25 protein-coding genes are annotated in these 24,991 nt (G+C 29.3%); 22 read left to right on the top strand and 3 right to left on the bottom strand.

Annotation, left to right across the window (positions count from 1 at the left end; genetic code table 11):
- Positions 1–12 precede the first annotated feature (12 nt).
- From EXC62_RS08280 to EXC62_RS08255, 6 genes are all read left to right on the top strand, one after another.
- Complete coding sequence (locus EXC62_RS08280; protein WP_026390435.1) at positions 13–1,743, top strand: type 2 periplasmic-binding domain-containing protein; 1,731 nt, start codon at positions 13–15, stop codon at positions 1,741–1,743.
- Positions 1,743–2,318 (top strand): hypothetical protein, encoded by a 576-nt coding sequence (locus EXC62_RS08275; RefSeq protein WP_162140182.1) that lies wholly within the window; start codon positions 1,743–1,745, stop codon positions 2,316–2,318. The genes EXC62_RS08280 and EXC62_RS08275 overlap by 1 nt, the downstream gene beginning before the upstream one ends.
- Complete coding sequence (locus EXC62_RS08270) at positions 2,315–3,958, top strand: carbohydrate binding domain-containing protein (RefSeq protein WP_026390433.1); 1,644 nt, start codon at positions 2,315–2,317, stop codon at positions 3,956–3,958. Before EXC62_RS08275 ends, EXC62_RS08270 begins: the two co-directional genes overlap by 4 nt.
- Before the next feature lie 81 nt (positions 3,959–4,039).
- Entirely contained in the window at positions 4,040–5,425 is a 1,386-nt protein-coding gene (locus EXC62_RS08265) for a glycoside hydrolase family 32 protein (protein WP_052589852.1), read from the top strand.
- Complete coding sequence (locus EXC62_RS08260; protein ID WP_052589849.1) at positions 5,418–6,926, top strand: glycoside hydrolase family 32 protein; 1,509 nt, start codon at positions 5,418–5,420, stop codon at positions 6,924–6,926. The genes EXC62_RS08265 and EXC62_RS08260 overlap by 8 nt, the downstream gene beginning before the upstream one ends.
- An 8-nt stretch (positions 6,927–6,934) precedes the next feature.
- A complete protein-coding gene (locus EXC62_RS08255; RefSeq protein ID WP_162140181.1) occupies positions 6,935–7,891 on the top strand; it encodes a carbohydrate kinase family protein in 957 nt (318 codons plus the stop codon).
- A 53-nt stretch (positions 7,892–7,944) separates the two neighbouring features.
- On the opposite strand, the gene EXC62_RS08250 is transcribed toward EXC62_RS08255, so the two are convergent.
- Positions 7,945–8,562, bottom strand: a complete 618-nt coding sequence (locus EXC62_RS08250) for an IS3 family transposase (protein WP_026390432.1) — start codon at positions 8,560–8,562, stop codon at positions 7,945–7,947.
- Between the two features lie 188 nt (positions 8,563–8,750).
- Between EXC62_RS08250 and EXC62_RS08245 the strand changes: the two genes are divergently transcribed.
- The 4 genes from EXC62_RS08245 (at position 8,751) to EXC62_RS08230 (ending at position 13,677) form a co-directional block, all read left to right on the top strand.
- Positions 8,751–10,577 carry a heavy metal translocating P-type ATPase gene (locus tag EXC62_RS08245; RefSeq protein WP_052589846.1) on the top strand — a complete coding sequence of 609 codons (1,827 nt, stop codon included), beginning with the start codon at positions 8,751–8,753 and terminating at the stop codon, positions 10,575–10,577.
- 40 nt (positions 10,578–10,617) lie between these two features.
- Positions 10,618–10,998 (top strand): Fur family transcriptional regulator, encoded by a 381-nt coding sequence (locus EXC62_RS08240; protein ID WP_197724339.1) that lies wholly within the window; start codon positions 10,618–10,620, stop codon positions 10,996–10,998.
- Between the two features lie 25 nt (positions 10,999–11,023).
- Positions 11,024–11,698, top strand: a complete 675-nt coding sequence (locus tag EXC62_RS08235) for a Crp/Fnr family transcriptional regulator (protein WP_052589842.1) — start codon at positions 11,024–11,026, stop codon at positions 11,696–11,698.
- A 113-nt stretch (positions 11,699–11,811) separates the two neighbouring features.
- On the top strand, positions 11,812–13,677 hold the full coding sequence (locus EXC62_RS08230; RefSeq protein WP_162140188.1) for a heavy metal translocating P-type ATPase: 1,866 nt from the start codon (positions 11,812–11,814) through the stop codon (positions 13,675–13,677).
- Positions 13,678–13,778: 101 nt separating this feature from the next.
- Here the strand turns inward: EXC62_RS08230 and EXC62_RS08225 are convergent, their stop codons facing one another.
- Positions 13,779–15,086, bottom strand: coding sequence for an IS110 family RNA-guided transposase (locus EXC62_RS08225; protein ID WP_129747579.1), 1,308 nt, complete (start codon positions 15,084–15,086; stop codon positions 13,779–13,781).
- A gap of 165 nt (positions 15,087–15,251) precedes the next feature.
- On the opposite strand from EXC62_RS08225, the gene EXC62_RS08220 reads away from it, so the two are divergent.
- The 4 genes from EXC62_RS08220 (at position 15,252) to chrA (ending at position 17,559) form a co-directional block, all read left to right on the top strand.
- Entirely contained in the window at positions 15,252–15,485 is a 234-nt protein-coding gene (locus EXC62_RS08220; protein ID WP_026391033.1) for a heavy-metal-associated domain-containing protein, read from the top strand.
- Positions 15,486–15,651: 166 nt separating this feature from the next.
- Positions 15,652–15,918, top strand: coding sequence for an ArsR/SmtB family transcription factor (locus EXC62_RS08215; RefSeq protein WP_052590055.1), 267 nt, complete (start codon positions 15,652–15,654; stop codon positions 15,916–15,918).
- Between the two features lie 68 nt (positions 15,919–15,986).
- Positions 15,987–16,385: an arsenate reductase ArsC gene (locus EXC62_RS08210; RefSeq protein ID WP_026391032.1), complete on the top strand. Its 399-nt coding sequence runs from the start codon at positions 15,987–15,989 to the stop codon at positions 16,383–16,385.
- 1 nt (position 16,386) lies between these two features.
- Entirely contained in the window at positions 16,387–17,559 is a 1,173-nt protein-coding gene (gene chrA / locus EXC62_RS08205) for a chromate efflux transporter (protein WP_035375890.1), read from the top strand.
- 188 nt (positions 17,560–17,747) lie between these two features.
- Here chrA and EXC62_RS08200 read toward each other — a convergent pair whose 3' ends face one another.
- Positions 17,748–18,908, bottom strand: coding sequence for an IS110 family RNA-guided transposase (locus tag EXC62_RS08200; RefSeq protein ID WP_035375889.1), 1,161 nt, complete (start codon positions 18,906–18,908; stop codon positions 17,748–17,750).
- Between the two features lie 325 nt (positions 18,909–19,233).
- Between EXC62_RS08200 and EXC62_RS08195 the strand changes: the two genes are divergently transcribed.
- The 8 genes from EXC62_RS08195 (at position 19,234) to EXC62_RS08160 (ending at position 24,929) form a co-directional block, all read left to right on the top strand.
- On the top strand, positions 19,234–19,719 hold the full coding sequence (locus tag EXC62_RS08195; protein WP_035375888.1) for a hypothetical protein: 486 nt from the start codon (positions 19,234–19,236) through the stop codon (positions 19,717–19,719).
- A 100-nt stretch (positions 19,720–19,819) separates the two neighbouring features.
- Complete coding sequence (istA, locus tag EXC62_RS08190; RefSeq protein WP_162140305.1) at positions 19,820–21,295, top strand: IS21 family transposase; 1,476 nt, start codon at positions 19,820–19,822, stop codon at positions 21,293–21,295.
- Positions 21,292–22,032: an IS21-like element helper ATPase IstB gene (gene istB, locus EXC62_RS08185; protein WP_026391028.1), complete on the top strand. Its 741-nt coding sequence runs from the start codon at positions 21,292–21,294 to the stop codon at positions 22,030–22,032. Before istA ends, istB begins: the two co-directional genes overlap by 4 nt.
- A gap of 379 nt (positions 22,033–22,411) precedes the next feature.
- On the top strand, positions 22,412–22,927 hold the full coding sequence (locus tag EXC62_RS08180) for a GyrI-like domain-containing protein (RefSeq protein ID WP_162140306.1): 516 nt from the start codon (positions 22,412–22,414) through the stop codon (positions 22,925–22,927).
- Positions 22,924–23,403 carry a hypothetical protein gene (locus EXC62_RS08175; RefSeq protein WP_026391046.1) on the top strand — a complete coding sequence of 160 codons (480 nt, stop codon included), beginning with the start codon at positions 22,924–22,926 and terminating at the stop codon, positions 23,401–23,403. Before EXC62_RS08180 ends, EXC62_RS08175 begins: the two co-directional genes overlap by 4 nt.
- 17 nt (positions 23,404–23,420) lie before the next feature.
- Positions 23,421–23,747 (top strand): DUF1801 domain-containing protein, encoded by a 327-nt coding sequence (locus tag EXC62_RS08170; protein ID WP_026391047.1) that lies wholly within the window; start codon positions 23,421–23,423, stop codon positions 23,745–23,747.
- 585 nt (positions 23,748–24,332) lie between these two features.
- Positions 24,333–24,560 (top strand): PF20097 family protein, encoded by a 228-nt coding sequence (locus tag EXC62_RS08165; RefSeq protein ID WP_035375895.1) that lies wholly within the window; start codon positions 24,333–24,335, stop codon positions 24,558–24,560.
- A 114-nt stretch (positions 24,561–24,674) separates the two neighbouring features.
- Positions 24,675–24,929, top strand: a complete 255-nt coding sequence (locus EXC62_RS08160; RefSeq protein ID WP_052590061.1) for a pyridoxamine 5'-phosphate oxidase family protein — start codon at positions 24,675–24,677, stop codon at positions 24,927–24,929.
- Positions 24,930–24,991 lie beyond the last annotated feature (62 nt).

Here is a 24,991-nt window from a genome sequence, read left to right as displayed (position 1 = left end):
AAGGAACAAATTATGAAAAAATATTTAATAATTGTTGCGACAGCTTTAATATCACTGACACTAGTTTCATGTGGTGGTAAAAAAGGCCCAGCAAAATCATTAGAAGAACTTGGATATAATCCAAATGGTTTACCTATTGTAAAAGAACAAGTAGAATATAAAATTACTGCACCTAAAAATGCATTAGCACTTGATTATAATGATATGGACATTTTTAAAGAAATGTTAACAGACACAAATGTTAAAGTTAACTGGGAAAATTTATCAGAAGAAACATTCCAAACAACAAGAAACATGATTGTCGGGTCTAAAAAGAACCGTCCAGATGCAATGTATCATGCAGGATTTAGTGACCGTGACATTATTCAGTACTCAGCTTCAGGAACAATTATTCCTTTAGATAAGTATTTAGATAATATGCCAAACTTTAAAAATATCTTAGAAAAACGTCCAGACATCAAAGAAGTTATTACATCTCCTGATGGACATATCTATGCATTACCAAGAGTTGAAGAGATGGGATTATTACAGCATCCAAACATGTTATTTGTTAACAAAACATGGATCAATAAACTATCAGATGCAAATTTAATTAAAGATAAAAATAACAATACAATTAAAGTTGAAGTTATTGGTGGTAATTTAGCAGAGGATAGTACAAATAAAGATATTAAATTAAATGAATTAACAATTAAAATCAACAATGAAGTAGTAAGTGGATTTAACTTAGACCAATATGAAGCAATCTTAACGGCAATGAAAGACAATGCTAGCTTTTTAACACAAGAAGCAGACAAATTAATTCCATTAACATTTAGATATGGTGGTTGGCAAGGTAACCAAGCTGACTTATACTCAGCATTTGGTATTGCAGAAAATATCGATCATTTAACAGTAGTTGATGGTAAAGTTACATTTACAGCAACTGATTCGAAGTTTAAAGATGCTACAAATAGTACAGCAAGCTGGATTACAAAAGGTTTGATTGATAAAGAAATACTAAGTCAAAGTGACTTTGATTTACTAACAAAAGGAAAAGGGAATGCACAAAGATTAGGTTCATTTTACTGGTGGGAAAAAGAAACGGTTATTAAACCTGAATGGCAAGATGACTATGTAGCAGTTCCACCACTAATTGGACATGATGGAAAACAAAATGTTGGTATCTCAAACAACCACGAAGTTGTTAAAGGTCAATTCGTAGTATTTGAAAATGCTGAAAACCCAGAAGTTTTACTAACATGGATTGACAGATTTTATGATCCAATTATTTCAGCTCAAATTAATTATGGACCAAAAGGTATTGTATTTCAGGAAGAGTTAAATGAAGATGGTATGTTAGTTGAAAAACCATTACCAGAAGGTGTAACAAGTGATGAGTTAAGACTTAAAAATGCACCAATGGGAATTGTCTATTTATCACATGAACAATGGGAAAATACAATTGTTATGGAATACCGTGCACGTTTAAGATTAGTAATGTTAGAAAAATATATAAAACCATATGTTTATGAAAATGTAACTAATTTCCCTAACGTAACTTATACATTAAGTGAAATTAATCAAATTCAAAGACTAAAGAGTGATATTGATAGTTATACATATCAAACTACTACAAAATGGTTATTAAATGGTGGCGTATCAGATTCTGAATGGAGTTCTTATATTGCACAATTAAATAAAATGAAGCTTAATGAATTATTAGATATTCATCAAGCAGCATATAACCGTTTAAATAAATAATGATTAAATGGTATTCAAAAATAGGTAATTATGTATTTGATTATCTGTTTGCGGGATTACTAATCCTTATATCTACAATATTGATCGTACCTTTTTATGGGATCTATGTAGGTTTAATTGCATTTTTTAAAGAGGATAGTAATTATAAAACAATATTTAAAACAATTAAAGAAAACTTTAAAAACATACTTTTAATGTCTGTTCTTTTAACCATGCTCTTAGGATTAGTATATTTAACAATAGTTATAGATAGTAGTGGTTTTAGTAACAACTTCAATATTGTAGTTAGATATTTATTAATAGGAATTATTGTTTATTTATTAATATATCCTCCAATTATTATTATTGAAATGAAAGTAAGTTTTAAAGAGTTAATTAAAAATAGTTTATATTTATCTTTAGTAACATTCAAAAGAACATTATTTATGTTTATAATAACAGCAATTTTAATTTGGTTAGTTACTGTAGAACCTCTAACTATTTTATTATTTGTACCATTTATTCAAACAATCTCATATTTAACAAATAAATCAATGGAAGAAGTAAAGTCACATAAAGGAGACGATGAAGTATGAAAAAAATTATATTAGGATTAACAATACTTATATCAGCGATGGTATTAGTTGCATGTAGTAGTAAAAGAGAAGAACCAAGTTTAGAAGTACCTCTGGAAATAACTGTAAAAGTTAATGTAAAAACAGATATTACAACAGATATTTTAGCATTTGACCAAGATGGCAATGATATTAAAGACTCAATCGAATTAACAACTGAATCATCAAATGTAGAAATTTCAGGAAAAGAAATTACAGTTAAAGAAATAGGTTCAGAACTAGTTAAAGTAACAGTTACTGATTCAAAAAACAAAAAAGTTAAAACATCAAAAACAATATTTATTGATGCTATCGCTAATGATTCAGTTATTGAAGGTAAAGTAATTGACTATAAATTTGATGATATCTCAGCAGAAGCATTAAATGGTTTTAAAGTATTAGAAGGAGATAATGAAGGAATATTATCTGTTTCTAAAGGTAGTTTAGTATATGATAATAATGTTGAAAATGCTAAGTTAGTAAAAGCAATTGATTTAGATGAAGGATCATCATATAAAATCAAATTATTTTTACAAGCTTCAAAAGAATTAACAGATGTTAAGTTAAGCATTCTAGGTGTTACAAAAACATTTAATATTAATGAAGAGTTACAAGTGTTTGAAGTTGTAGTTGATGCATTTAGTGATCATAAACTAGAAGAATTAGTATTAGACTTAGGTCAAAATAAAGACTATAAACTGTTAGTAGAAAGATTATTTGTTGAAATTAGTAGTGGATTAGAATTACAAGTAATAGATCTATCAGAGTTTTCACACATTAATGATAATGGTGCTTCAACATTTGAAGTAAAAGATGACAAAGCAATATTAGATATTACAGAACCTGCTGCCGGTATTTGGGAACAAAAACTAATCAGAGAAGGAATACAATTAGTGGCTAATAAAAAATACATCTTATCATACACAATTAAGGCAACTGAAGATATTAAATATGAATTTATTGCACGTGTATTAGACCAACAAAGTAATGGCCGTGATGAAAACTATGTTTGGTCAGGTCCAGAAGTAAAGAAAAATGAAGAAAGAACTTTTAAACACGTATTTGAAACAAACGATAAAGATATTAATGATTTTGAAATGTTTTTCCAAGTTGGAAATCAAAATTCTCCAGTTACAATTGAAATCTCAGATGTAAACCTAGAATACTATAATGTCTTTGAAGAAGAAGTAACAAGATTTACAGGAGTTACAGGTATCAAAAGCTTTGAAGGACAAGATGCAGAAGCATCACTATATATTGATTTAGATAGTAAAGAGTTAGTTTATGACGTTAAGCAATTTGGTAAAGTTGACTGGCACAATAAAGTTTTCATTGAAGACTTATTATTTAAAGCAGATTCAAGATATAGAATAGATCTTAAAATCCGTGCTGATAAAGCTGCTGAATTATTCTTCGCTGTTAACCCTATGGGACAGTGGGAACCAAAGATTGCAGATACAATTAAACTAACAACTGAATATCAAACATTTAGTTATGAAACAGAAAGTTTCCAAACTTTTAATCAAAACTTTGAGATATTATTCCAATTAGGTGGATTTAACGAAGGAAGCGCAAAAATTTTCTTTGAAAGTATAACAATTACTCAATTAGTTAAAGGTTAAAAAACATAAGGGAAGTTTATCTTCCCTTATTATTTATAAAATTATAGAAGTATGTATAATGCTTAGAAGGAATGATTTATTATGAAATATACATTAGATAATGCAAACAAATTTATATTAGAAAACAAAGATAAAGTTAATTTAAAACATCGTCATAAACTACACTTAATGCCTGAAGTTGGTTGGATGAATGATCCGAATGGATTAGTATTTTATAAGGGAGAGTACCATGCATTTTATCAATACTATCCATATGATAGTAAATGGGGTCCAATGCACTGGGGACATGCTAAGAGTAAAGATACTTATAACTGGGAACATTTACCAGTAGCATTAGCACCAGATTTACCACACGAAAGTGGATGTTTCTCAGGTGGTTCAGTTGTACATGATGACAAATTATACTTATTATATACATCACATTTTGATGACGGACATCAATTACAAGAACAAAGTCTAGCAATTTCTGACGATGGTATAAACTTTAAGAAGTACCTAGATAAGCCGTTTTTAACAGTTGATGATTTACCAGAAGATAGTTCAAAAGTTGATTTTAGAGATCCAAATCCAATTACAATCAATGGTAAAAACTTTATCTTAATTGGTTCAAAAAACAATAATGATGAAGGCCAGTTTTTAGTTTATCAAACTGAAGATTTTAAAAACTATAAATATTTAAGTAAAATAGGACCAAACAAAATGTTTGGTGTAATGGCAGAATGTCCAGATCTATTCGAATTAGATGGTAAACATGTTTTATTATTTTCAGGAACAAGTCTTAAAAAAGATGGTAATAGATTTAGAAATGTTAATAGTTCATTATATGCAATTGGTAACTTTGATACAGAAACAGGACACTATGAAATTGAATATGTGGATGAAATAGACTTAGGTCATCATTTCTATGCACCACAAACTATCTTAAATGATAAAGGTGAAAGAATTATGATTGCATGGATGGATATGTGGGAAAAACCATACTATACAGCTGATATCAATCATAATTGGACCGGTGCTTTAACTTTTGCAAGAAAGTTAAGTATCGTAGATGGAAAATTAATGCAAGAGTCATTTAATACAGAGACTATCTTTAATAAAGAATCAGAGATAAATAAACCAATTAGTAAAGTATTTAAAGCGATTATTAATGCAGATACTAAAGAAGAAAGTGTTATTAAATTTGGTAGTGAAGATGACTACTTTACAGTAACAATAAACAAAGACTTTGTTACATTAGATACAGATACTACAAAATTATATCCACTTGAAAAGAGATATGTTGAAGTAGATAATTTAGATAATGTAGAAATAGAAATTTATATGGATGTATCATCTATTGAATTATTTGTGAAAAATGTAGATAAAACAATAACAACATTAGTTTATTTTGATGAAGAGACAATTAATGTTAAACTAAATAAGGAAAGAGAAAACATCGACATTAAAGTGTGGGAGAGAAATGAATAGAAAAATAATCTTAAGTATTTTAATAATTATTACAAGTATCATTCTTGCTTCATGTAAGAAGGAAGAATATATCGATGTTGATCAGAGTAATATGGAACTTTTTATTAATCACAAAGATGGTAATATTGGTGACGTTATGCCATTTTATGATGGTGAAGATTGGAATTTCTTCTATCTTCACGATAGTGTACCAAACCCAGGATTTCATCCTTGGTACAGATTTTCAACGAAAAACTTTTATGAGTTTAAAGACCACGGGGAAGTAATTCCTGTAGTCCATGATACAACTAATCAAGAACTTGCATTAGGTACAGGTTCGGTAATTGAAAAAGATGGTAAATATTATGCGTTTTATACAGCACATAATGGAAGATTAAATCCGAAAGAAACTATTAGAGTATCTGTAAGTAGTGATAATATGGAAACTTGGGTTAAAGATGAAAACTTTGAAATTAATCCAAAAGATCCAAAATATAACTTTGATTCTAATGATTTTAGAGATCCACATGTTGTTTATATTCCTGAAAAAGAAGTATACTATATGCTATTTACAACAAGATATTTAAATAAAGGAGCAATCGGATACTTAACTTCAAAAGATTTAGTTAACTGGGAGAAAGAAGATGATGGAATCTTTTTCTTAAATAATGAAGTTAATGGAACATTAGATGTAAGTTCAAATCTTGAATGTCCAACATTATTATTTCATAATGGTACTTGGTACTTAACATTTAGTGATCAGTGGCCCGTAAGAGCCACACATTATCTTTACTCAAAAGATATTGATGGTGAATTTATTAAACCAACACTAAACGTATTTGATGGAACAGGACTTTATGCAGGTAAGATTGCAGCAAGTGATTCACAAATGTTATTAATGGGTTGGGTATCTAGTGACTTTAACCGTCCAGTAGAATTTGGTTGGGGTGGAAACTTTATTGCTCATGAGTTAAAACAAAAAGCAAGTGGCGAATTATATGTTGATATCATTAGCCAGTTAGATAAAAAAATTAGTAACAATCAAAAATTAACAGTAACAAAAACGAATACTAAATTTGATAAAGATAAAATCAAGTTTGGTGGTAACGATTATGAATATGTTATTTTTGATGATTTAACAGGTATAAATAAAATAACAGGAACAATTAATATTGATTCATTAGATGATAAATTTGGTATATTATTTGATACTGATGGCTTAAATTCAGGTTATCGCTATGATTTAAATGTAAAAGAGAAGTTAATGTCATTTAACCGTGGTAGTGTAATTGGTAATGATACATATAATTACACAAATAATGATTTGTTTTTAACAAAGGATCAAGTAAACTTTACGATTCTTTTTGAAGAAAGATTAGAAGCAGCAGGAAGTATTGTAACTTTATATATTGAAAATCAAGTTGCTTTAACAGGAAGAATGTTTAGAGTAAGCGATACTAACTTTGGTTTTTATAGTCAAAATAGTAAACTTGAAATTAGTAATTTAAAATTATATAAGTAGGTGATTACATGAAAAAAATCGTTAGTTTTGGAGAACTTCTAATTGATTTTATTCCACACGAAAAGGAAACAAGATTAAAAGAAGTTAATAACTTTACTAAACATGCTGGTGGTGCACCAGCAAACGTTAGTGTTGCTGCTTATAAAAATGGTAGTGATTCATACTTTGTAGGTCAAGTAGGTAATGATAGTTTTGGAGAATTTTTAATTGATGAATTAAATAACCAAGGACTAAATACAAACTACATATTAAAAACAAGTGAAGCTAATACTTCCCTTGCATTTGTAACACTTGCTAAAAATGGTGAAAGAGATTTTGTCTTTTATAGAAATCCAGGGGCTGATCAACTTTATAAAATCCAAGATTTACCAAAAGAATTACTAGAAGGTTCAATCTTTCACTTTTGCTCAGTATCATTAGATGACTATCCAATTAAAGATGCCCACTTTGCAGCAATTAACTATGTGAGAGAGACTAATGGTTTTATTAGTTTTGACCCAAATCTTAGAATATCACTTTGGAATGATTTAGAAAAATACCGTAGTGTAATTAATGACTTTATTCCATTAAGTGATTTAATTAAAGTATCTGATGATGAATTAGAATTCATTACAGGTATTAAAGATCAAAATAAAGCAATTAAAGCTTTATTTGTTGGAAATGTTAAATATGTAATCTTAACATTAGGTAAAGAAGGTTCAAGAATCTATTTAAACGGAACCGATGAAGTTTATGAAGCTAAATCATTTAAAGTAATCCCAGTAGATACAACAGGTGCAGGAGATGCATTTATTGGAACATTTTTATCAGAATTAAATAAAAGAAAATTAATAATTGATAAAACTAATGCAGAAGAAATACTAACTATTAGTAATGCCACTGCAGCTTTAGTTACTACAAAATATGGGGGAATTGTTTCAATTCCAAACTATATTGAAGTAAAGGAATTTATTAAAAATAAATGAATAAAGAGATTGAACTGATACTTGTCAAGTAGACAGGTTAAATATTATAAAAATTAGATAGCCAGATTCCTATATTCCATAGGAGTTTGGCTTTTTAATTTGCTTTGCAGTCTCATATTATTGTAAAACTCAATATAATCGTTAACTGCTTTTTCTATCTCAATTGTATTATTAAACTTATTAATGTAAAACATTTCTGTTTTTATTATTCCCCAAAGATTTTCAATAGGTCCATTATCTATACACTTACCAACTCTAGACATACTATGGGTTATACCTTGCTCTTCTAACATTTTTTTAAATTGAATACTTGTATATTGATAACCTCTATCACTGTGAAATAATGGGCTTGCACCTGGATTTAGTTTTAAAGCTTTCTTAAATGTTTTATATAATTGCTCATTATTTGCAGTAGTGCTTAATGTATAAGCTACTACTGAATTATAAAATAAATCCATAATTGCACATAGATATAATTTCCTACCATTAGTTGCTTTAAATTCAGTAATGTCACTTAACCACTTTTCGTTAGGTTTTGTTGCCATAAAATCTCTTGCTAAAACATTTTCAGCTACATTTGCTGCGTTTAACTTATTACCATTATTAGTTACTAAGTTCTTTATTATTTCATACTTCATTTGTTCCATTGCTTTTAACTCTACCTTCCTCATAGTAAGTACCTCCTTGATGTGTACTTACCATTCTATATACTTTAGGACATTATTGAAAGATAACTATTAAGACATTATCATAAGATAACCACAAAAATATTATTTATGAAATCAATCGACTTTACAAATTATTACCTTTATAATATAATAGTGATAATCGTTATTATTATCATATATGGAGATGCGTTATGAAAAGAAAATTAAAAATTGATTTGATGAGTCTCATTATTTCTGTTGTATTCATGGCTATTGCTTATTTTGTAAAAGATGAAATTATTGAAATTATTTTTTGGAGTTTAGCTTTTATCATAGGTGGAAGATCAAAAGCTGTTGAAGGCGTTAAAAAAACAATTGAAGAAAAATCATTAAATGTCGAATTTCTCATGATATTGTCTGCTTTAGCTGCGTTTTTTATTGGTAATTATCAAGAAGGCTCAGTATTAATATTTATATTTGCTTTAAGTGGTGTGTTAGAAGAATATGTCCTTAATAAATCAAGTGATGCATTAGAGTCTCTCATGAAGTTAATTCCGGAAACAGCGATTAAAATTCAAGATGATAGAGAAATGATTGTGAATATCAATGACTTAATCATTAGCGATATCGTGTTAGTAAAAGTCGGTCAGCAAGTTCCAGCAGATGGTATCATTGTTAAAGGTTCAACGGTCATTGATGAGTCAATGATTACTGGGGAATATATGCCAGTAGCTAAAGAAATAAATAGCACGGTTCTTTCAGGAACAATTAATCAAGCTTCGGCCATTTATGTTAAGGTCAGTTCCTCAGCAAAAGACTCTTCAATGCAAAAAATTATTGATTTTATACAAAAGGCTCAAAGTGAACAAACAAAAACAGAAATTGGTATCGAAAAATTTGAAAAATATTATGTGTATGTCATTTTAATAGCCGCCGTCTTAATGATGTTCTTACCACCGTTTTTTAAGATTTGGGATTTTAATACATCGTTTTATAAAGGGATTGTTTTGCTTGTTGTGGCAAGCCCTTGTGCTTTAGTTGCCTCAGTTTCACCGGTGATGCTTTCAACAATGAGTAGAGCAACGAAAGAAGGTGTTCTAATTAAAGGTGCTAATGCCATCCAAAAACTGTCCAATGTTAAAACAATTTTTTTTGACAAAACAGGCACAATTACTGCCGGTTATCCTAACGTTATTTCAATAGATTTGTATGCCCCAAATAAAGACCAAATATTATCATATATATATCATATCGAAAAGCAATCCAATCATCCACTTGCAAAATCTATTGTTGCTTATTTGGAAGATAAGATATTAATTAAAAACATGGAACTCAAAACCATTGAACAAAAAGGTCGAGGTATGGCATCTGTTATTGATAATCAAGAATACTTTGTGGGTAAAACAAACTTTAATGACATCCGGATTAAAGAGCAGCAGGAAAAAGGTTATACAACATCTGAAATCACTCTAAACGATGCGTTGATTGGTATTATTTCATTTAGTGATAAAATTAGAGAAAATGTAGGTAGTACGATTAAAAAGATGCAAGGTATATATATAGAAACAATCATGTTAACAGGAGATAATCAATTTAATGCAAATAGCATCGCAAAAAATATAGGCATTGACCGCGTGATTGCCAACTGTTTGCCTGAAGATAAGGTTAAAGAGATTAGAAAAGCAAAAACAAATGGGATGGTAGCAATGATTGGTGATGGCATTAATGATGGGCCGTCGCTTACAGTAGCTGATGTCGGTATCGCCATGGGTTCTGGAAGCGATGTGGCGTTAGAAACCGCTGATATCGTTTTAATGAATAATAACATAGAAAAAATACCCGAAATCATTAAATTATCAAAAAAAGCCAAAAGTATTTACACACAAAATATTATATTTTCAATTACAGTTATTATAGCCTTAATTTTTATGAATATTTTTGGTATCGTCAAACTTCCTCTTGGTGTGGTGTTTCACGAAGGTAGTACAATTTTAGTCATTTTAAATGGCCTTAGAATGTTATCAATTAAAAAGCAGTAAAATAATGATGTTTTGGTATATAATATAAGTGGGTGATATGATGAAAATAACCAAACAAGGTCAACAAATATATGATTTAATTTTATCTTCAGATGGACATATGACGGCAGAAGAAATACTTATTGAATTAAAAAACCAAAACTTAAAAATTGGGATAGCAACGATATATAGAAATTTAAATGCCCTTTTTACTGCGGGATATATTAATCGTGTGAGACATCCGGAATTAGGGTACATTTATGATAAGAATAAAAGTGAACATTACCACTTTTACGATAAAGAAACTAAGAAAATATATGATCTTAATATTGAGTATCAAGAAGAATTAGATAGATTAGTTGAAAAAATATTCGGCGGGAAAGTTGAATCGCATTCGATTATTTTTGAAGGTGTTTTAAATGATAAGAAAGATCATAAATGATCTTAGTTAACCTAGGAGGTAAATAGTGTTATCAAAACATGAAAAATCTTGTTTGTTTAAAGTGCCGATCTTTAATCACTTAAATGAAAATGAACAAGCAGATATAAGTAATTTGATACGTGTCAAAAGGCTTTTAAAAGGGGATTTTTTATATCATATGGGTGATACAGGCGCTGCTTTATATGTTGTTCATCAAGGCAAAATAAAAATTGCTAGATATAATGATGACGGTAATGAACAGGTTATAAGGATATTAAATCCAGGGGATTTTTTAGGTGAGGAATTACTTTTTACAAATATAAAAGCTAACAACTTTGCAGTATCTTTAGAAGATAGCGCAGTTTGCATGTTAGAAGGTAGTAAGTTAAAAGAGTACATTATGGATAAACCCCAAATTGGGATTAGAATGCTAAGTGAACTTTCAACGCGGTTATCAGAAAGTGACAATAAAATCGAAAGTTACAATTTAGATTTGTCAGAAAAAAGAATTGTTGCTTCAATACTAAAACTAAGTAAGGGTAATCATATCTTTACACTTCCTTTTTCAAAGTCTGATTGGGCTTCAATACTGGGAATGAGTAGTGAAACTTTAAGTAGAAATCTAGCGGAACTTAAAAAAAGCAATTTAATTGAATTAGAAGGACAAAGAACGATAAAAATTATTAATCATGATAATTTAAAAAGATTTGCAAACGAATAATAAAAAAATAATAATTTAGATTTGAAAAATTGACCTAGGTCAATTTTTTTTGTGTTTTGAGTTGCTATAATAAGGGTAGAAAAGGGAAAAGAGGTGAAATGAGTAAAATGAACATACAAAAAACAATTCTTAATTATAAAAATCAAATCGCATTTTTAAGTTTATTCTTAATTGTTATTGCTTTTAGCGGTCATTATCTACTTGGGCTTGAAAAATTATCTCAAATTGCATTAATGATTGCATCTATTATAGGTATCATTCCAATCGCAATACAAGCTTATCAATCGATCAGAGTGAAAGTTATTAGTATTGATGTTTTGGTTACAATCGCAGTGATTGGTGCTTTTGTGATTAAGAACTATGAAGAGTCTGCGATTGTTACGTTTCTGTTCTTATTTGGAAGTTATTTGGAGAAAAAGACACTTAATAAAACACGAAGTGCAATCAAAGAATTAACTGAAATGGCACCAGAAACAGCACTTAAAAAAATGAGTGATGGCATGTATCAAGAAGTAAGCATTAATTTGGTCGAAGTTGGTGATTTCTTACAGGTGAAAACGGGATCAAAAGTACCAGTTGATGGTAAAGTTATTGAAGGAGAAGGATCAATCGATGAAGCAAGCATTACGGGTGAAAGTGTTCCAGTTAATAAAAAGCAAAGCGATCATGTCTTTGCTGGGACCATTTTAGAAAATGGAACATTACACATTATTGCTGAAAAAGTAGGGGAAGATACGACCTTCGGTAAAATTATTGAACTGGTTGAATCGGCGCAAGATTCTAAATCAGAAGCAGAACGCTTCATTGATAAATTTTCAACTTTTTATACGCCACTCGTGTTAGTTTTAGCGATCATTGTTTATCTTATTTGGCAAGATATTGAACTGGCCATAACGATTTTAGTGCTAGGATGTCCTGGTGCCTTAGTGATTGGCGTTCCAGTTTCAAATGTTGCCGGTATTGGTAATGGTGCAAAACAAGGTATCTTATTAAAGGGGAGTGAAGTTATCCATGATTTTAGTAAAATAGATACAATTGTATTTGATAAAACAGGGACACTAACTATTGGAAAACCTGTCGTTTCAAGTGTTGAATATTATGGAGCTGATTTAAAAAAAACACTAGGTTACTTATACAGTATTGAAAAAGAATCGCTTCATCCACTTGCTAAAGCAATTTTAGATTATATTGGAGAACCTGCAACGAATTATCGTGTTTTAAAAAACGAAGTTGTTAAAGGTGGTGGTATCATTGCCGATATTGAAGGTATAAGAATTGTTGTAGGCAATCAGAAATTAATGATAGATGAACATATCGAACTTGATCAAAAGATGTTAGAAGATATTAAGAATTTTGAATTAAAGGGACACTCGATTGTTTTAACAGCAGTTGATAATGAATTAGAACTATTAATGTGTATTAAAGATCAAATTAGACCGGATGTTAAAAAACAATTAGATCAGTTAAGAAAGCAAGGTGCTAAAAATCTCATCATTTTATCAGGAGATAATCAGGGCACTGTTGGTTTGGTTTCCAAAGAATTAGGAATGACTGAAGCATATGGCAACATGTTACCAGAAGATAAACAAGCATTTATCAAAAAATTACAAAGGGAGCATAAGATTGTTGCTTTTGTTGGTGATGGTATCAATGACAGTCCTTCACTTGCAACTGCTCAAGTGGGGATTGCAATGGGAAACGGAACCGATGTTGCGATTGAAACAGGCGATGTTGTTTTAATGAATTCGGATATTTCAAAATTACCTCATGCTTTTGGACTTGCCAAAGCAACCGCTCGCAATATGAAACAAAATATAGGGATAGCAATTGGTGTCGTTTTATGGTTAATCATCAGTTTATTGTTTAGTGAATGGATGAATATGTCAATAGGAATGTTGGTTCATGAGGCAAGCATTCTAATTGTGATTTTAAATGGAATGAGATTACTAAAATATAAGAGAAAGCCAACTATTAGATGAAAGTCAAGTATTTAATAAAAAATAGTTGAATTGATATAGTGACATGCTAAAAAAGATGTCTATGAAACATCAGAATTTAGATCTTTGATAATTAAATACGGTTAATGAGAAACAGTATAAACACTATTGTTCTTTAAAATAGAACGAATGACTCTAAGTAACTTTTTAGTAACGTGACCAATAATCGTTAAATAATGCTTACCTTGAGATTTTTTCTTTAGAAAATAAGCATTAAAAATAGGGTCATGCATAACAGTTATTTTTGCAGCTTGAAATATAGCCCATCTAAGGATGGATGAGCCACGCTTAGAGATTTTAAAACTGCCTTCATACTTACCAGATTGATAAACAGAAGGGTCAAGACCAGCGAAAGCTAGTAAGGCATCATCAGACTTGAAACGATTAATATCACCAATCTCAGCTAAAATAATGGCACCAGTTTGAATACCAATACCAGGAATCGTTAGAAGTGTTGTTTTAGATTGGTTGAGATGATGTTCTAGTAAATCATTAATTTGACTTACTTGAAGTTCAATACTTTTAATTGTTTGAACAGATTGTTTAATTGATAGTGAAAGAGATTCGCTATCAATGCCAATAGATGCTTTAACAAATTCCTTAATCACTTCAGCCTTAGTTAGACCATGTCTACCTTTTGAAGATTTCTTTAGAAGTTCAGTTAAAGTGTTAGTTCTAACACGTTTTAACTCGGATAGAGAAGCGTAAGACTCTAAAAGAGTTAATGAAGCGTTAGAAAGAGTATTCTTAAAGATTTTATGGTACTCAGGGAAAGCTTGATCAATATAAGCTTTAAGTTGATTGGAAGTCTTATTTAATTGTTTTTTTAAAGATTTTCTTTGTCTAACTAATATTTTTAGTTCATCAATATGGTATGATAATAATGTATAGGGTTTGAAATCATTTTGATTTCTAATAAGAAACATACAAATGGCCTTGGCATCAATAGAATCAGTCTTCGTTTTACGAACTGAAGAAGCCTTACGGTCCATATTGGTTAATAATGGATTAATGAACATAACATTGTATCCCTCGAGGATTAAAAAGTGTAGAATATTTCTACTATAATGTCCAGTTGATTCAAGCCCTATACGCACATTAGAATCTTTGAAGAACTCTTTAGCCAATGAAATTTCGCTAAGGAGTTTTTTATATCCTAATCGTGAATTTTCAATGGTAAAATGTTTATTAAAAACTTCACCTAAATGATTGGTGATAACGATGTCATTTTTAATTGAGGCGACATCAATACCTACTAAAATCATAATAAAACCTGCCTTTCTATGATTGATATACAAGCTTAGTACTGTGGGCTTTAATGAATGTAACCTAATAGGAAATGACCAGTCAAATGCCGTATCCAACTCATAACCATATTTAATTAAAGTCACAGCTATATCCTTTCTCAACCAGTCATAGATGCTGTAAGGAGTTAAGAAAACTAGTCTGTGATATCATCATAATTTAATTATAATATAGTCCGCTTTATAAAATCTTAAAAGAAGGAGATCTAATGTATATATGAGGACTACATATATATATTAGGAGCAAAACTAATGAAAAAAGCGATAATTCAATTAGAAACATTAACATGTCCATCATGTTTACAAAAGATTAATCGTGCTATTAAGGGTTTAAATGGTGTTAATCAAGATAGTGTTAACGTTATGTTTAATTCAAGTAAAGTAAAACTCGAATATGACGATGAAACTGTTTCTATTAAAAGCATTGAAAGTGCCATTTCTAATTTAGGATATGGCGTTAAAAAAACCGAAGTTAAGGATCTTTAAAAGCCTTAAAAAAGTGTTCTAATAAACATAGAGATTAGATTATTCTATGTTTATTTTTTTATAGTTCTATTATTGTAAATAATTTGAAAAGGAACAATCAACAATATCAATAATTTTTAAATCATGATAATATATAGATGACTATCAATATAGAGGGAGTCTTATTATGAGAAAACAATATCAAGAAATGGCGCAAATCCATAAAGTTTTAGGTGATCCAATTCGGATTGAAATCATTGATATTTTATCTTATGGTGCACGTTGTGTATGTCATTTACTTGAATCATTTAGCATTACACAACCAACATTATCATACCATTTAAAATTATTGGAAAAAAACCAAATTATTCATGCAAGCAAAAAAGGAACATGGGTTTATTACGAATTGAATTACAAGTTCCTAAACGCTTTTTATGAAGAATTTAAATATTAATTAAAGCCAAAGGCAAATCATGATTTTTTTAATCATGCAATATGTGAAAAATAATAGTGGAGGAATATATGAAGAAAGTTGCATTTGTTTGTGTTCATAATTCGTGTCGTAGTCAAATGGCAGAAGGATGGGCCAGGAAATTAGGTAAGGGAATTATCGATGTATATTCAGCAGGAACAGAAGAATATCATGAAATTAAACCACTTGCAGTTGAAGTGATGAAGGAAATAGGAATTGATCTTCAAGGGCAATATTCAAAACAACTTGGTGATATCCCTGTGCCAGATATTTTAATTACTATGGGATGTGGTGCTGAATGTCCTTGGATACCTAATGAACATCGTGAAGATTGGGGATTAGATGATCCTTCAGGAAAATCAATTGAAGCATTTAGATTAACAAGAGACCTAATTAAAGAAAAGGTTACACAGTTATTAGAAAGAATTGAATCAGGAGACCTTAAATAAAATGGGCAAGGTTAAATGGCATGTGTTTTTATGGGATGTTTTTCTTGCGTCACTTGGTTCGTATGGTGGACCTGAGGCACATTACGGTATTTTCTCATCATTACTGGTTCAAAAAAGAAAGTATATAACGGAAGAAGAACTAACAGAAAAAATTGGATTATATGCGATTATTCCTGGACCAAGTAGTACCCAAACTGTTACATCAATTGGATATCATGTTGGCGGACCTGTTTTAGCCATCTTAACGTTTCTTGTCTGGGCGTTTCCAGCAATTATCATTATGAGTTTGATTGGTGTTTTCTTTACTGTTATCAGTGGTCATGAAGGATGGAGACCCATCATGACTTATTTACCAGCAATTGCCGTATCTTTTATCATTTATGCTGCGTATTCATTATCGAAAAAGGTTTTAAAGAAACTTAAAGATTGGATAGTCTATGCATTAATGCTTATCTTAGGCATACTGTTGGTAGGATATTCGATGTGGATCGTTCCAATCATGCTTCTTTTAGGAGGGAGCATCTATTTAATGCCACATCGTAAAGAACAAACTATAATAGACGACAAACTAAAGCCAAAATGGCTAATTTTAATAGTTGTAATTGGCATCGCGATTTTAAATGAAGGCCTTAGAATTTGGTTTAATAGCAATCTAGTTATTTTATTCACATCATTTTACCGATATGGTTATTCCGTGATTGGTGGAGGACAAATTGTTATACCACTCATGATTCAAGATTTAGTTCAAGCGCAATCCTTGATATCATTAAATGATTTTTTATCAGGATACGCTATTGATCAAGCGGTACCTGGACCACTTTTTAGTTTTGCTGCCTTTATTTCCTCAAGATCATTTGCAAATTCTAATTTTGCATTTCTAGCCGGTTTAATCGGTGGGATTAGTATTTTTCTGCCTGGACTTTTATTAGTTTTCTTTATTTTTCCGCTTTGGAAAAAAAGTCGTAAAATTAAGAAGATTAGATATTTTTTGTCAGGTGTTAGTGTAACAGCAGCAAGTCTAATTTTAATGACAGCGATTAATCAAACTATAAAACTACCCGTTGGCTTTGCTGTATATGGGGTGGTCATTATTGGCGCTTTATTATTAATAAGTAAAAAAGTGCCTGCTCCTCTAATTGTGCTCTTAGCTGCAATATTGGGATTCGTTATTTGAATAAATAATTTCATTAGATTTTATCATAGTAAACTTAAGGAGTTATTAAAGTTTTAATTGATAAATTAAAATATAATTACCGGTCAATAATTTACTATAAAGAGTCAAGTGTTTTAATAAAATAAACAGTAAAAGACCTCGATTTCGAGGTTTTTTACTAGATGGGTTTATTTTCACATCAATATTTGCTAGCTTTGATGCTCAAATTTAAGATTTTTAGTTTCTAAATGATACATCATTCTAAGTAATTTTTTAGCGACATGTGAGATGGAAACCCAATGTGCTTTACCCTCATTTCGTTTCTTTTGATAGTATTCATAATACTCAGGAATATGCATCAAAATTGTTTGTGCAGCATACATTAAATAATATCTTAAGTAACCTGAACCATGCTTAACCATATGACCATTTAAATCCATTGCTCCAGATTGTTTAGTGCTAGGTTCTAAACCGGCAAACGATAGTATTTTTTCATAGGAATCAAACAATTCAAAGCTACCGATTTCTGAAATAATACCAGCGGTTGCTACTTTACCAACACCAGGAATGGAAGAGATATTGTTAGGGATTTTTTCCATAATTAATTCGATTTCATGCTCAACTTGTTCGATTTGTCTAGATATTAAATTGTGATCTTGTATACATATATCTAACTCTATGTTGTTAACATTAGAAGCAGAACCAACAGTGTTTTTTGCTAAAGAAACTAATTTGGTTATGTGATTGGTATCTAAAATCTTTTTAGCGATTGATTCAATCTGTTTAATTTGACGCAGCGTTAACTTAGAGATGTTATCAGGTGTTCTATAGGTTTCAAGAACATACATGGCCGTAGGTCCTAATTGATTGTTAAAAAAGGGTTTAAATTCAGGAAATACGACATCTAAGACGTTTGTTATGCGTACTAAGGATTTCGAACGTCTTTGGATTAATTGTTTTCTTAAACGAGTTAAACGCTTGAGTTCACCTGTATGATATAATAAAGATGAATAAGGCTTATAAGTTGTTTCTTTAATATACATGGCGATGTAAGTAGAATCAATCTTATCTGTCTTTGTTCTTCTAAGTGTTTGAGAACTCTTACGCTTAGAAACTAATACTGGGTTTAGAATCATAAAACTAATGTTGTTTTCAAACAAAAATTGTTTTAGGTTTTCAGTGTAGTGACCAGTTGATTCAAAACCTATTTGAATTGAACTAGAGTCATAGGGTTTTAATGCAGCTAGCAATGCGTTAAACCCTTCTCTAGTATTCGTGATTGTTGTTGGTTTAATAATGATATTTCCATCATCATCAATCAAACAAAAATCATGTTTAAATTTGGCAATGTCTATGCCTAGGTGATACATAAAAATCACACTCCCTTAAGTTTTAAAAGCGCTGAAACACTAAACTCTTTCTATTCTATTCGTAATTAGGCATTTAGATCAAACGTCAAAGCGTTATTTTACTGATTAACGATTAAAAGAAAAAGCTGTGCTCTTAATTATTGAACAAACAGTCAAAGCCGTAAATTAGTGAGTAAAAGACACACAGCGATTTTCATCATTATATCGAGTGTCTTTAAGACATTAAAAGATTCTATAAAAGATTAATGATTTAAAGACATTATTGATACAATCATAATATAATTAGTGTGCACGGATAACTTGATATAACATACACAATATATTGATGTATCTATGGAATAGCCTACAGTATGAAGGTATAGAGGGAAAAGCTGAACATCTTGTTTATTTAGATAAGAAAGGTACAGAATTAGAAAAACTAATAATAGGCACAAAACAATCAATTATTAGAGGTGCTGCTGGTAGAAAATCACCACTTGGTGGTAGAGTGAAATCTGGTGATGTTTTATATTTTGTTGAAACAGGTGGTAGTTTACTTGTTACGCATAAAGCAGTAGTTAAAACAGTTTTAGAAACAAATAAAATGACAGAAGATGAATCAAAAGAATTTGTTGATGCTCATGCATCACAATTAAATCTTGCTAAACATCAATATGAAAGATGGGTGGGTAAAAAATTCTTATGTGTGATTACAATTGATCATATAGAGATAATTGAACCATTTGAATATAATCGTGAAAAAAATATGGATGACTGGATTATCACAGATGACATTAATAAAATAAAGAAAGTTGTATTTGTTAATATATAACTAGGTCAATAAAACAAATAATGTTGGTACGAAATTAGGTCAGTATACCCACGCATAGTATAATAACCTCATATAAATTAAATGATGTGAGGTAGAAAGAATGGTATCAATATACATGAAGAACGATATATTATCATTAAAGCGTAACGGTATGTCAAATCGAAAAATAGCTCTAGAATTGAACATTTCAAAAGATACAGTTAATAAGTATGTTAAAGAAATGAATAAACTAACAAAATTAATAGAAAATGAAACAGACAAACAACAAATAATTAAACTTCAAAAAGAGTTAGTAAGTGCACCTATAAGAAAAGGTGTAAGTGTTAGAAAGATATTTAGTGGTAATTTGAAACAAAGATTTTATGAGTTACTAAAACAAGATGAAGATAAAGATTTAATACTAGGTTTAAACAAACAAAAAGTAACAGCATCACTTCTTCATAGGAAATTAAGATCAGAGGGATTTAATGTAGGTATAACAACAATTCAAATAGAATATAAGCGTTATAAGAATAGAAATAAGGAAACATTTATAAAACAAAAATATGAGCCAGGATTTAGGGCAGAATATGATTTTCATGAAATTAAAGTCATAATTGATGGTAAGTTAAAGAAAGTGCATCAAGCAACAGTAACACTACCATACAGTAATTATATTTTCGTAAAACATTATGAAAATCAAAAGTTTGAAACATTCATTGATAGTTTAGTACACTTCTTTGAAGAAATAGGCGGAGTACCAAAACAAATCGTTTTTGATAATATGCGAAATGTCGTAAGTAGATTTGTCTATGGTGGTTCTAAGATTTATAATGAAGAATTAATTAAACTATCTAACTATTATGGTTTTAAAATTATGACAACGAACCCAAGAAGCGGAAATGAAAAGGGACATGTAGAAAATAGTGGAAAAATAGCTAGAACAGAGTTATTTACATTCAGCTATAAATTTAACTCACTAAAAAGTTTAAGAGATTATGTATTTGGTGAAATAAATAAACTTAATCAAGATAAAATAAAATTAATAAACGAAAAAACTCAATTAATTAACTTACCAAAAACAAGATATGAACTAGGAAGACTTGAACAATCAAAAGTAAATCATGAATCAATAATAATGATTGAATCTAACTATTATTCAGTTCCTGATTCTTATGTTGGTAAAAGTGTATATTCTAACGTTTATATAGGACATATCAACGTTTACAACTTAAAACACGAACTAATAGCAAGTCATAAAAAAATAGAAGGTAATAAAGAACATTCCATCAATATTCTTCACTACACTTCTACTTTATTAAAAAAGCCTGGTGCACTAACAAATTCACTGGCTCTAAAACAATCTCCAAAAATATATCAGGAGTTATTTCATAAATATTTTACCACAAACCCCAAAGATTTCATTAAATTGATTAGTGAAAATGATATTTATGAATTAAATGAGTTATTAGTAAAACTCAATAATGGCAAAAACATAAAGTGTAGTAAAACTAATGAAATTAGTATTGAAGAGGTTAGTTCAAACCAACTAACACAAATATCAAATTTATTTAATCAGGGAGAAAATATTCAATGAAGACAATTGAGCAATTAGCAAACAATTTAAAACTAGCAAATATTAGAGATAACTATCAAAGCATTATTAGTGAAGCAATGGATAATAATGCAAGTTACGAAGACTTCTTAAATCTAGTATTAACTAGTGAAGTGAAGGCTAGAGAATCAAATGGTATTAATCGTAGGATTAGAATGGCTAAATATCCGCACCTTAAGTATTTACATGATCTAAAGTTAGAATCATTTCCTATTGAAGTTTCTAATCAAATTAGAGAACTTCAATCATTACGGTTTTTAGATGAAGGAAGAAATGTAATATTAGTTGGTAATCCTGGTGTTGGTAAAACTCATACAGCGATTGGACTAGGTATCGCAGCTAATATGAAAGGTAAAAATGTATTATATATTACAGTGCCTAATCTAATAACAGAATTAAAAGAATCAATGACGCTAAACCAACTTACTAATTATAAAAAAAGGTTCATCACATATGATTTAGTCATATTAGATGAACTGGGATATATTGGCTTTGATAAAGAAGGTAGTGAGTTATTATTTAATTTACTTTCAATGAGAAATGAAACTAAATCAATAGTTATTACTACTAACCTAGCATTTACTAGGTGGGAAGAAATATTTGGTGATCCAACATTAACAGCAGCAATGGTTGATAGACTAGCTCATAAGGCAACTGTAATTAATATTAAAGGTGATTCTTATAGAATTAAAGAAACTAAGGCGTGGTTAAGTAATTAGTACTGACCTAGTTTCGCACCAATATATTGACCTAGTTTGGTATTGACATTTACAAAAGTATTGTAACTGTCTGTTTAAAGATAAGAATTAGTGGAAATATATCAGAAAAAATTGGTATAAGAAGTAAGTCAATTATTTTAGCCCTTTTAGTGATCATGTTAATAAAGAATCCAGTAACTTATAAAAGAGAAATGATGTATGAGAATTCTAGTATTAAAAATAAAAATCTACTAAAAGGATATATAATAACGCCAAAAGGTATGTTGTAAATATATATTAATCAGAGAATACCAAGGATACATTTATAAAAATATTTAGTGATAATTTTAGAGATAACGTATAGACGTTTAAGTTAAATTGAATTAAGAGAGGATGAATTATGGGTATAAGCTATCAATTAGAGATTAAGGATTTTAATGCTGTGAGAATGGTTGGTAAAAAAACAACAGTGAAGTTTGGTGGAAATGCAAAGAAACATTGGAAATCTTATCTTGATAATGGGGATAATGATTTATTACAAAATTTAAAAAATAAAGTATCACCAAATGAAGATTGTATTGGATGGATGGGGAATTCTAATCTAGAAACAAAAACATTTATTGAAATGCCAGGAGTTTTTCTTCTGGAAAATAGTGATATTCCTGAAGGATTCGACTATATTGATATACCTAAGTGCAAAATGGCAATCCTTTGGATAGAGGGCGATACACCAAATCTTGAACGTGGCGCTCATAATCACTTACTAAAATATTTAAAGAAAACAGATTACATTGAGGATTACAGCCTAGCATTTTCAATGGAATATTATACGTCAATTGGCTACACGCATTTAAATAAAGAAAATCCGGTATATAAATTTGGATATTTATTACCATGTAGAAGGAGAAATGTATGAAATTTAGATTAATTAGTATACCAGCTTTTAAAGCAGTTCATTCAGGAGTGGATCAAGCCTTTGATTTTAATCCAGAAGGAAAACTTGGAAAATTCAATGCCTATTTTTCTGAAATTACTGTTAAGAATCAAGATAATTTTTCACCAAGGGATTATTTGTATTATGATAAAAAGCAACAAGGACTAGTTTGGATGTATGCAATATTTGAGGGTCTTGATACAAAATCATTTCCGGTTATGGATTTTGATGGTGGATTATATGTGACCTATTTTTATAATGATGGGGATAATAAAAGAAACGAAGAATTATATGGAGAAGCAATCAAATGGATTAAGTCTTCTGATTATTTAGAACTTGATGAAAGAGAAAATCACTATGCTATGGGACATATCATTACACCTCCATTTATCAAAGAAAATCTTGACAATGCACAAATGGAAAGTTTTATTCCTGTGAAGATAAAGAACAAAGCATAATCAATGGAATACAGAATATGATTGAAGATGTTGAGTATAAATTAGAAAAATTCAATGATGATTTAAAATCATTGTTTATAACGGTTAGAAATATTATTTTTGAGGTTGAACCACTTATAGAAGAACGCCTATGGGCAAGTTTGCCTTCATATTATAAAGATAAGAACTTTATTAGATTAATTCCTTTTAAAACTTATATTAATATAGAAGCAAAAGCTATTTCTTTACATATTGATGAATTAAATGATTATCAAATAACACCTAAAGGTATGATGAAAATTTTTGTTAATCAGCCTATACCTTATAAAGTTTTAAAAATGATTTTTATAGAAACATTACAATAAAATTATAATAATGAAAAAGAAAAACTTATCAAATAAAATGATATGATTCTCATTAAGTAGACTGACATCAATACTTTAGCCTACAAAAAAGTTAAGGAAAATCAAGAATTAAGTAATTTTATAAATGGTTAAATAAGAGTACCTAATAGTGTGCAAATAAGAATCCCCAATTCTTAGCACTAAAGGAACTCTTTTTTTGTTAGAATAATTATTAACGAAAGGTTGATGATATTATGACAAAAATAATACTAGAACAAATAACAAGTATTAAAGACTTACTACTATTTAGTAGAGTATATAAGGAGGTATTAATAAAATTGAATATTAGTAAACTAGCCAAAGGATTTGAATAAAGTTTGCAAGTAAGTAGGGTATTTCAAACAATCAAGATATTTAAATCAATGTGGATGTGTTATTCATATATAAAAGCATGAACTTCAACTAATGTTATCATTCAACATAAATAATAGTGACATAATTATAAAAAAATGTATAATAATTATAAAGGAAACTATGAAATGAATAAAGATATTACTATAGATGATTTTAAAAATAATTTATAAAAAGAAAGAGAGTGAGTAATTTATGGAATGCCCTTACTGTAATAAAGAAATGGAAGAAGGTTTCATCCCAGCAAGTAGAATGAGAAATCAATGGATTAAAAAAGGAGGTAAAATGCCTTCAACAGTTTTTGGTACATCTAAAGATGGCTTTGCTTTATCTGAAATGCCTGTGTGGAAAACTAAAAAAACAATATCTTATTATTGTTATAATTGCAACATTGTTATCATTCCTGTTAAGAAGTTTAATTAATGATAATCTAGTAATTTTTGAAGAAATATAAACTAGAAATTAATAAAATGAAAAAGTTTGACAATGTAATAAAGGAGAATAATTGATAAGAAATTAACGAATAGGGGAAATAATATGAAAAAAGAAATTTTAATAGATGTAAATAAATTACATAAAAAAGTCAAAAACTTTATATTATGTGCGATAGATGAGGATGGGTATCCAACTGCAAAAGCAGTTTTGCCTGCAATAAAAAGAGATAATGTAAATAAGATATATTTTGTTACAAACACAAGTTCAAAATACGTTAGTAATGTAGAAAATAATAGTAAAACATCAGTTTATTTTTATAATTCATTATTTTATAAAGGTTGTTTACTTAGAGACTAACTATAGAAAGTAAAATGAAATGATAAATAAAATACAAAAAAACCTATAAATAGGCTCAGGTG

Origin of the sequence: Haploplasma axanthum, assembly GCF_900660745.1 — a bacterium.
GTDB lineage: Bacteria > Bacillota_I > Bacilli_A > Acholeplasmatales > Acholeplasmataceae > Haploplasma > Haploplasma axanthum.
Note: the sequence above shows the minus strand (reverse complement) of the source record. Positions and strands in the feature narration are given on the sequence as shown.

What these genes read in the sequence shown, in the direction of transcription:
- EXC62_RS08280 (WP_026390435.1), top strand. Translation starts at nt 13, where the DNA reads ATGAAAAAATATTTAATAATTGTTGCGACAGCTTTAATATCACTGACA.
- EXC62_RS08275 (WP_162140182.1), top strand. Translation starts at nt 1,743, where the DNA reads ATGATTAAATGGTATTCAAAAATAGGTAATTATGTATTTGATTATCTG.
- EXC62_RS08270 (WP_026390433.1), top strand. Translation starts at nt 2,315, where the DNA reads ATGAAAAAAATTATATTAGGATTAACAATACTTATATCAGCGATGGTA.
- EXC62_RS08265 (WP_052589852.1), top strand. Translation starts at nt 4,040, where the DNA reads ATGAAATATACATTAGATAATGCAAACAAATTTATATTAGAAAACAAA.
- EXC62_RS08260 (WP_052589849.1), top strand. Translation starts at nt 5,418, where the DNA reads ATGAATAGAAAAATAATCTTAAGTATTTTAATAATTATTACAAGTATC.
- EXC62_RS08255 (WP_162140181.1), top strand. Translation starts at nt 6,935, where the DNA reads ATGAAAAAAATCGTTAGTTTTGGAGAACTTCTAATTGATTTTATTCCA.
- EXC62_RS08250 (WP_026390432.1), bottom strand. Translation starts at nt 8,562, where the DNA reads ATGAGGAAGGTAGAGTTAAAAGCAATGGAACAAATGAAGTATGAAATA.
- EXC62_RS08245 (WP_052589846.1), top strand. Translation starts at nt 8,751, where the DNA reads ATGAAAAGAAAATTAAAAATTGATTTGATGAGTCTCATTATTTCTGTT.
- EXC62_RS08240 (WP_197724339.1), top strand. Translation starts at nt 10,618, where the DNA reads ATGAAAATAACCAAACAAGGTCAACAAATATATGATTTAATTTTATCT.
- EXC62_RS08220 (WP_026391033.1), top strand. Translation starts at nt 15,252, where the DNA reads ATGAAAAAAGCGATAATTCAATTAGAAACATTAACATGTCCATCATGT.
- EXC62_RS08215 (WP_052590055.1), top strand. Translation starts at nt 15,652, where the DNA reads ATGAGAAAACAATATCAAGAAATGGCGCAAATCCATAAAGTTTTAGGT.
- EXC62_RS08210 (WP_026391032.1), top strand. Translation starts at nt 15,987, where the DNA reads ATGAAGAAAGTTGCATTTGTTTGTGTTCATAATTCGTGTCGTAGTCAA.
- chrA (WP_035375890.1), top strand. Translation starts at nt 16,387, where the DNA reads ATGGGCAAGGTTAAATGGCATGTGTTTTTATGGGATGTTTTTCTTGCG.
- EXC62_RS08200 (WP_035375889.1), bottom strand. Translation starts at nt 18,908, where the DNA reads ATGTATCACCTAGGCATAGACATTGCCAAATTTAAACATGATTTTTGT.
- EXC62_RS08195 (WP_035375888.1), top strand. Translation starts at nt 19,234, where the DNA reads ATGTATCTATGGAATAGCCTACAGTATGAAGGTATAGAGGGAAAAGCT.
- istA (WP_162140305.1), top strand. Translation starts at nt 19,820, where the DNA reads ATGGTATCAATATACATGAAGAACGATATATTATCATTAAAGCGTAAC.
- istB (WP_026391028.1), top strand. Translation starts at nt 21,292, where the DNA reads ATGAAGACAATTGAGCAATTAGCAAACAATTTAAAACTAGCAAATATT.
- EXC62_RS08180 (WP_162140306.1), top strand. Translation starts at nt 22,412, where the DNA reads ATGGGTATAAGCTATCAATTAGAGATTAAGGATTTTAATGCTGTGAGA.
- EXC62_RS08175 (WP_026391046.1), top strand. Translation starts at nt 22,924, where the DNA reads ATGAAATTTAGATTAATTAGTATACCAGCTTTTAAAGCAGTTCATTCA.
- EXC62_RS08170 (WP_026391047.1), top strand. Translation starts at nt 23,421, where the DNA reads ATGATTGAAGATGTTGAGTATAAATTAGAAAAATTCAATGATGATTTA.
- EXC62_RS08165 (WP_035375895.1), top strand. Translation starts at nt 24,333, where the DNA reads ATGGAATGCCCTTACTGTAATAAAGAAATGGAAGAAGGTTTCATCCCA.
- EXC62_RS08160 (WP_052590061.1), top strand. Translation starts at nt 24,675, where the DNA reads ATGAAAAAAGAAATTTTAATAGATGTAAATAAATTACATAAAAAAGTC.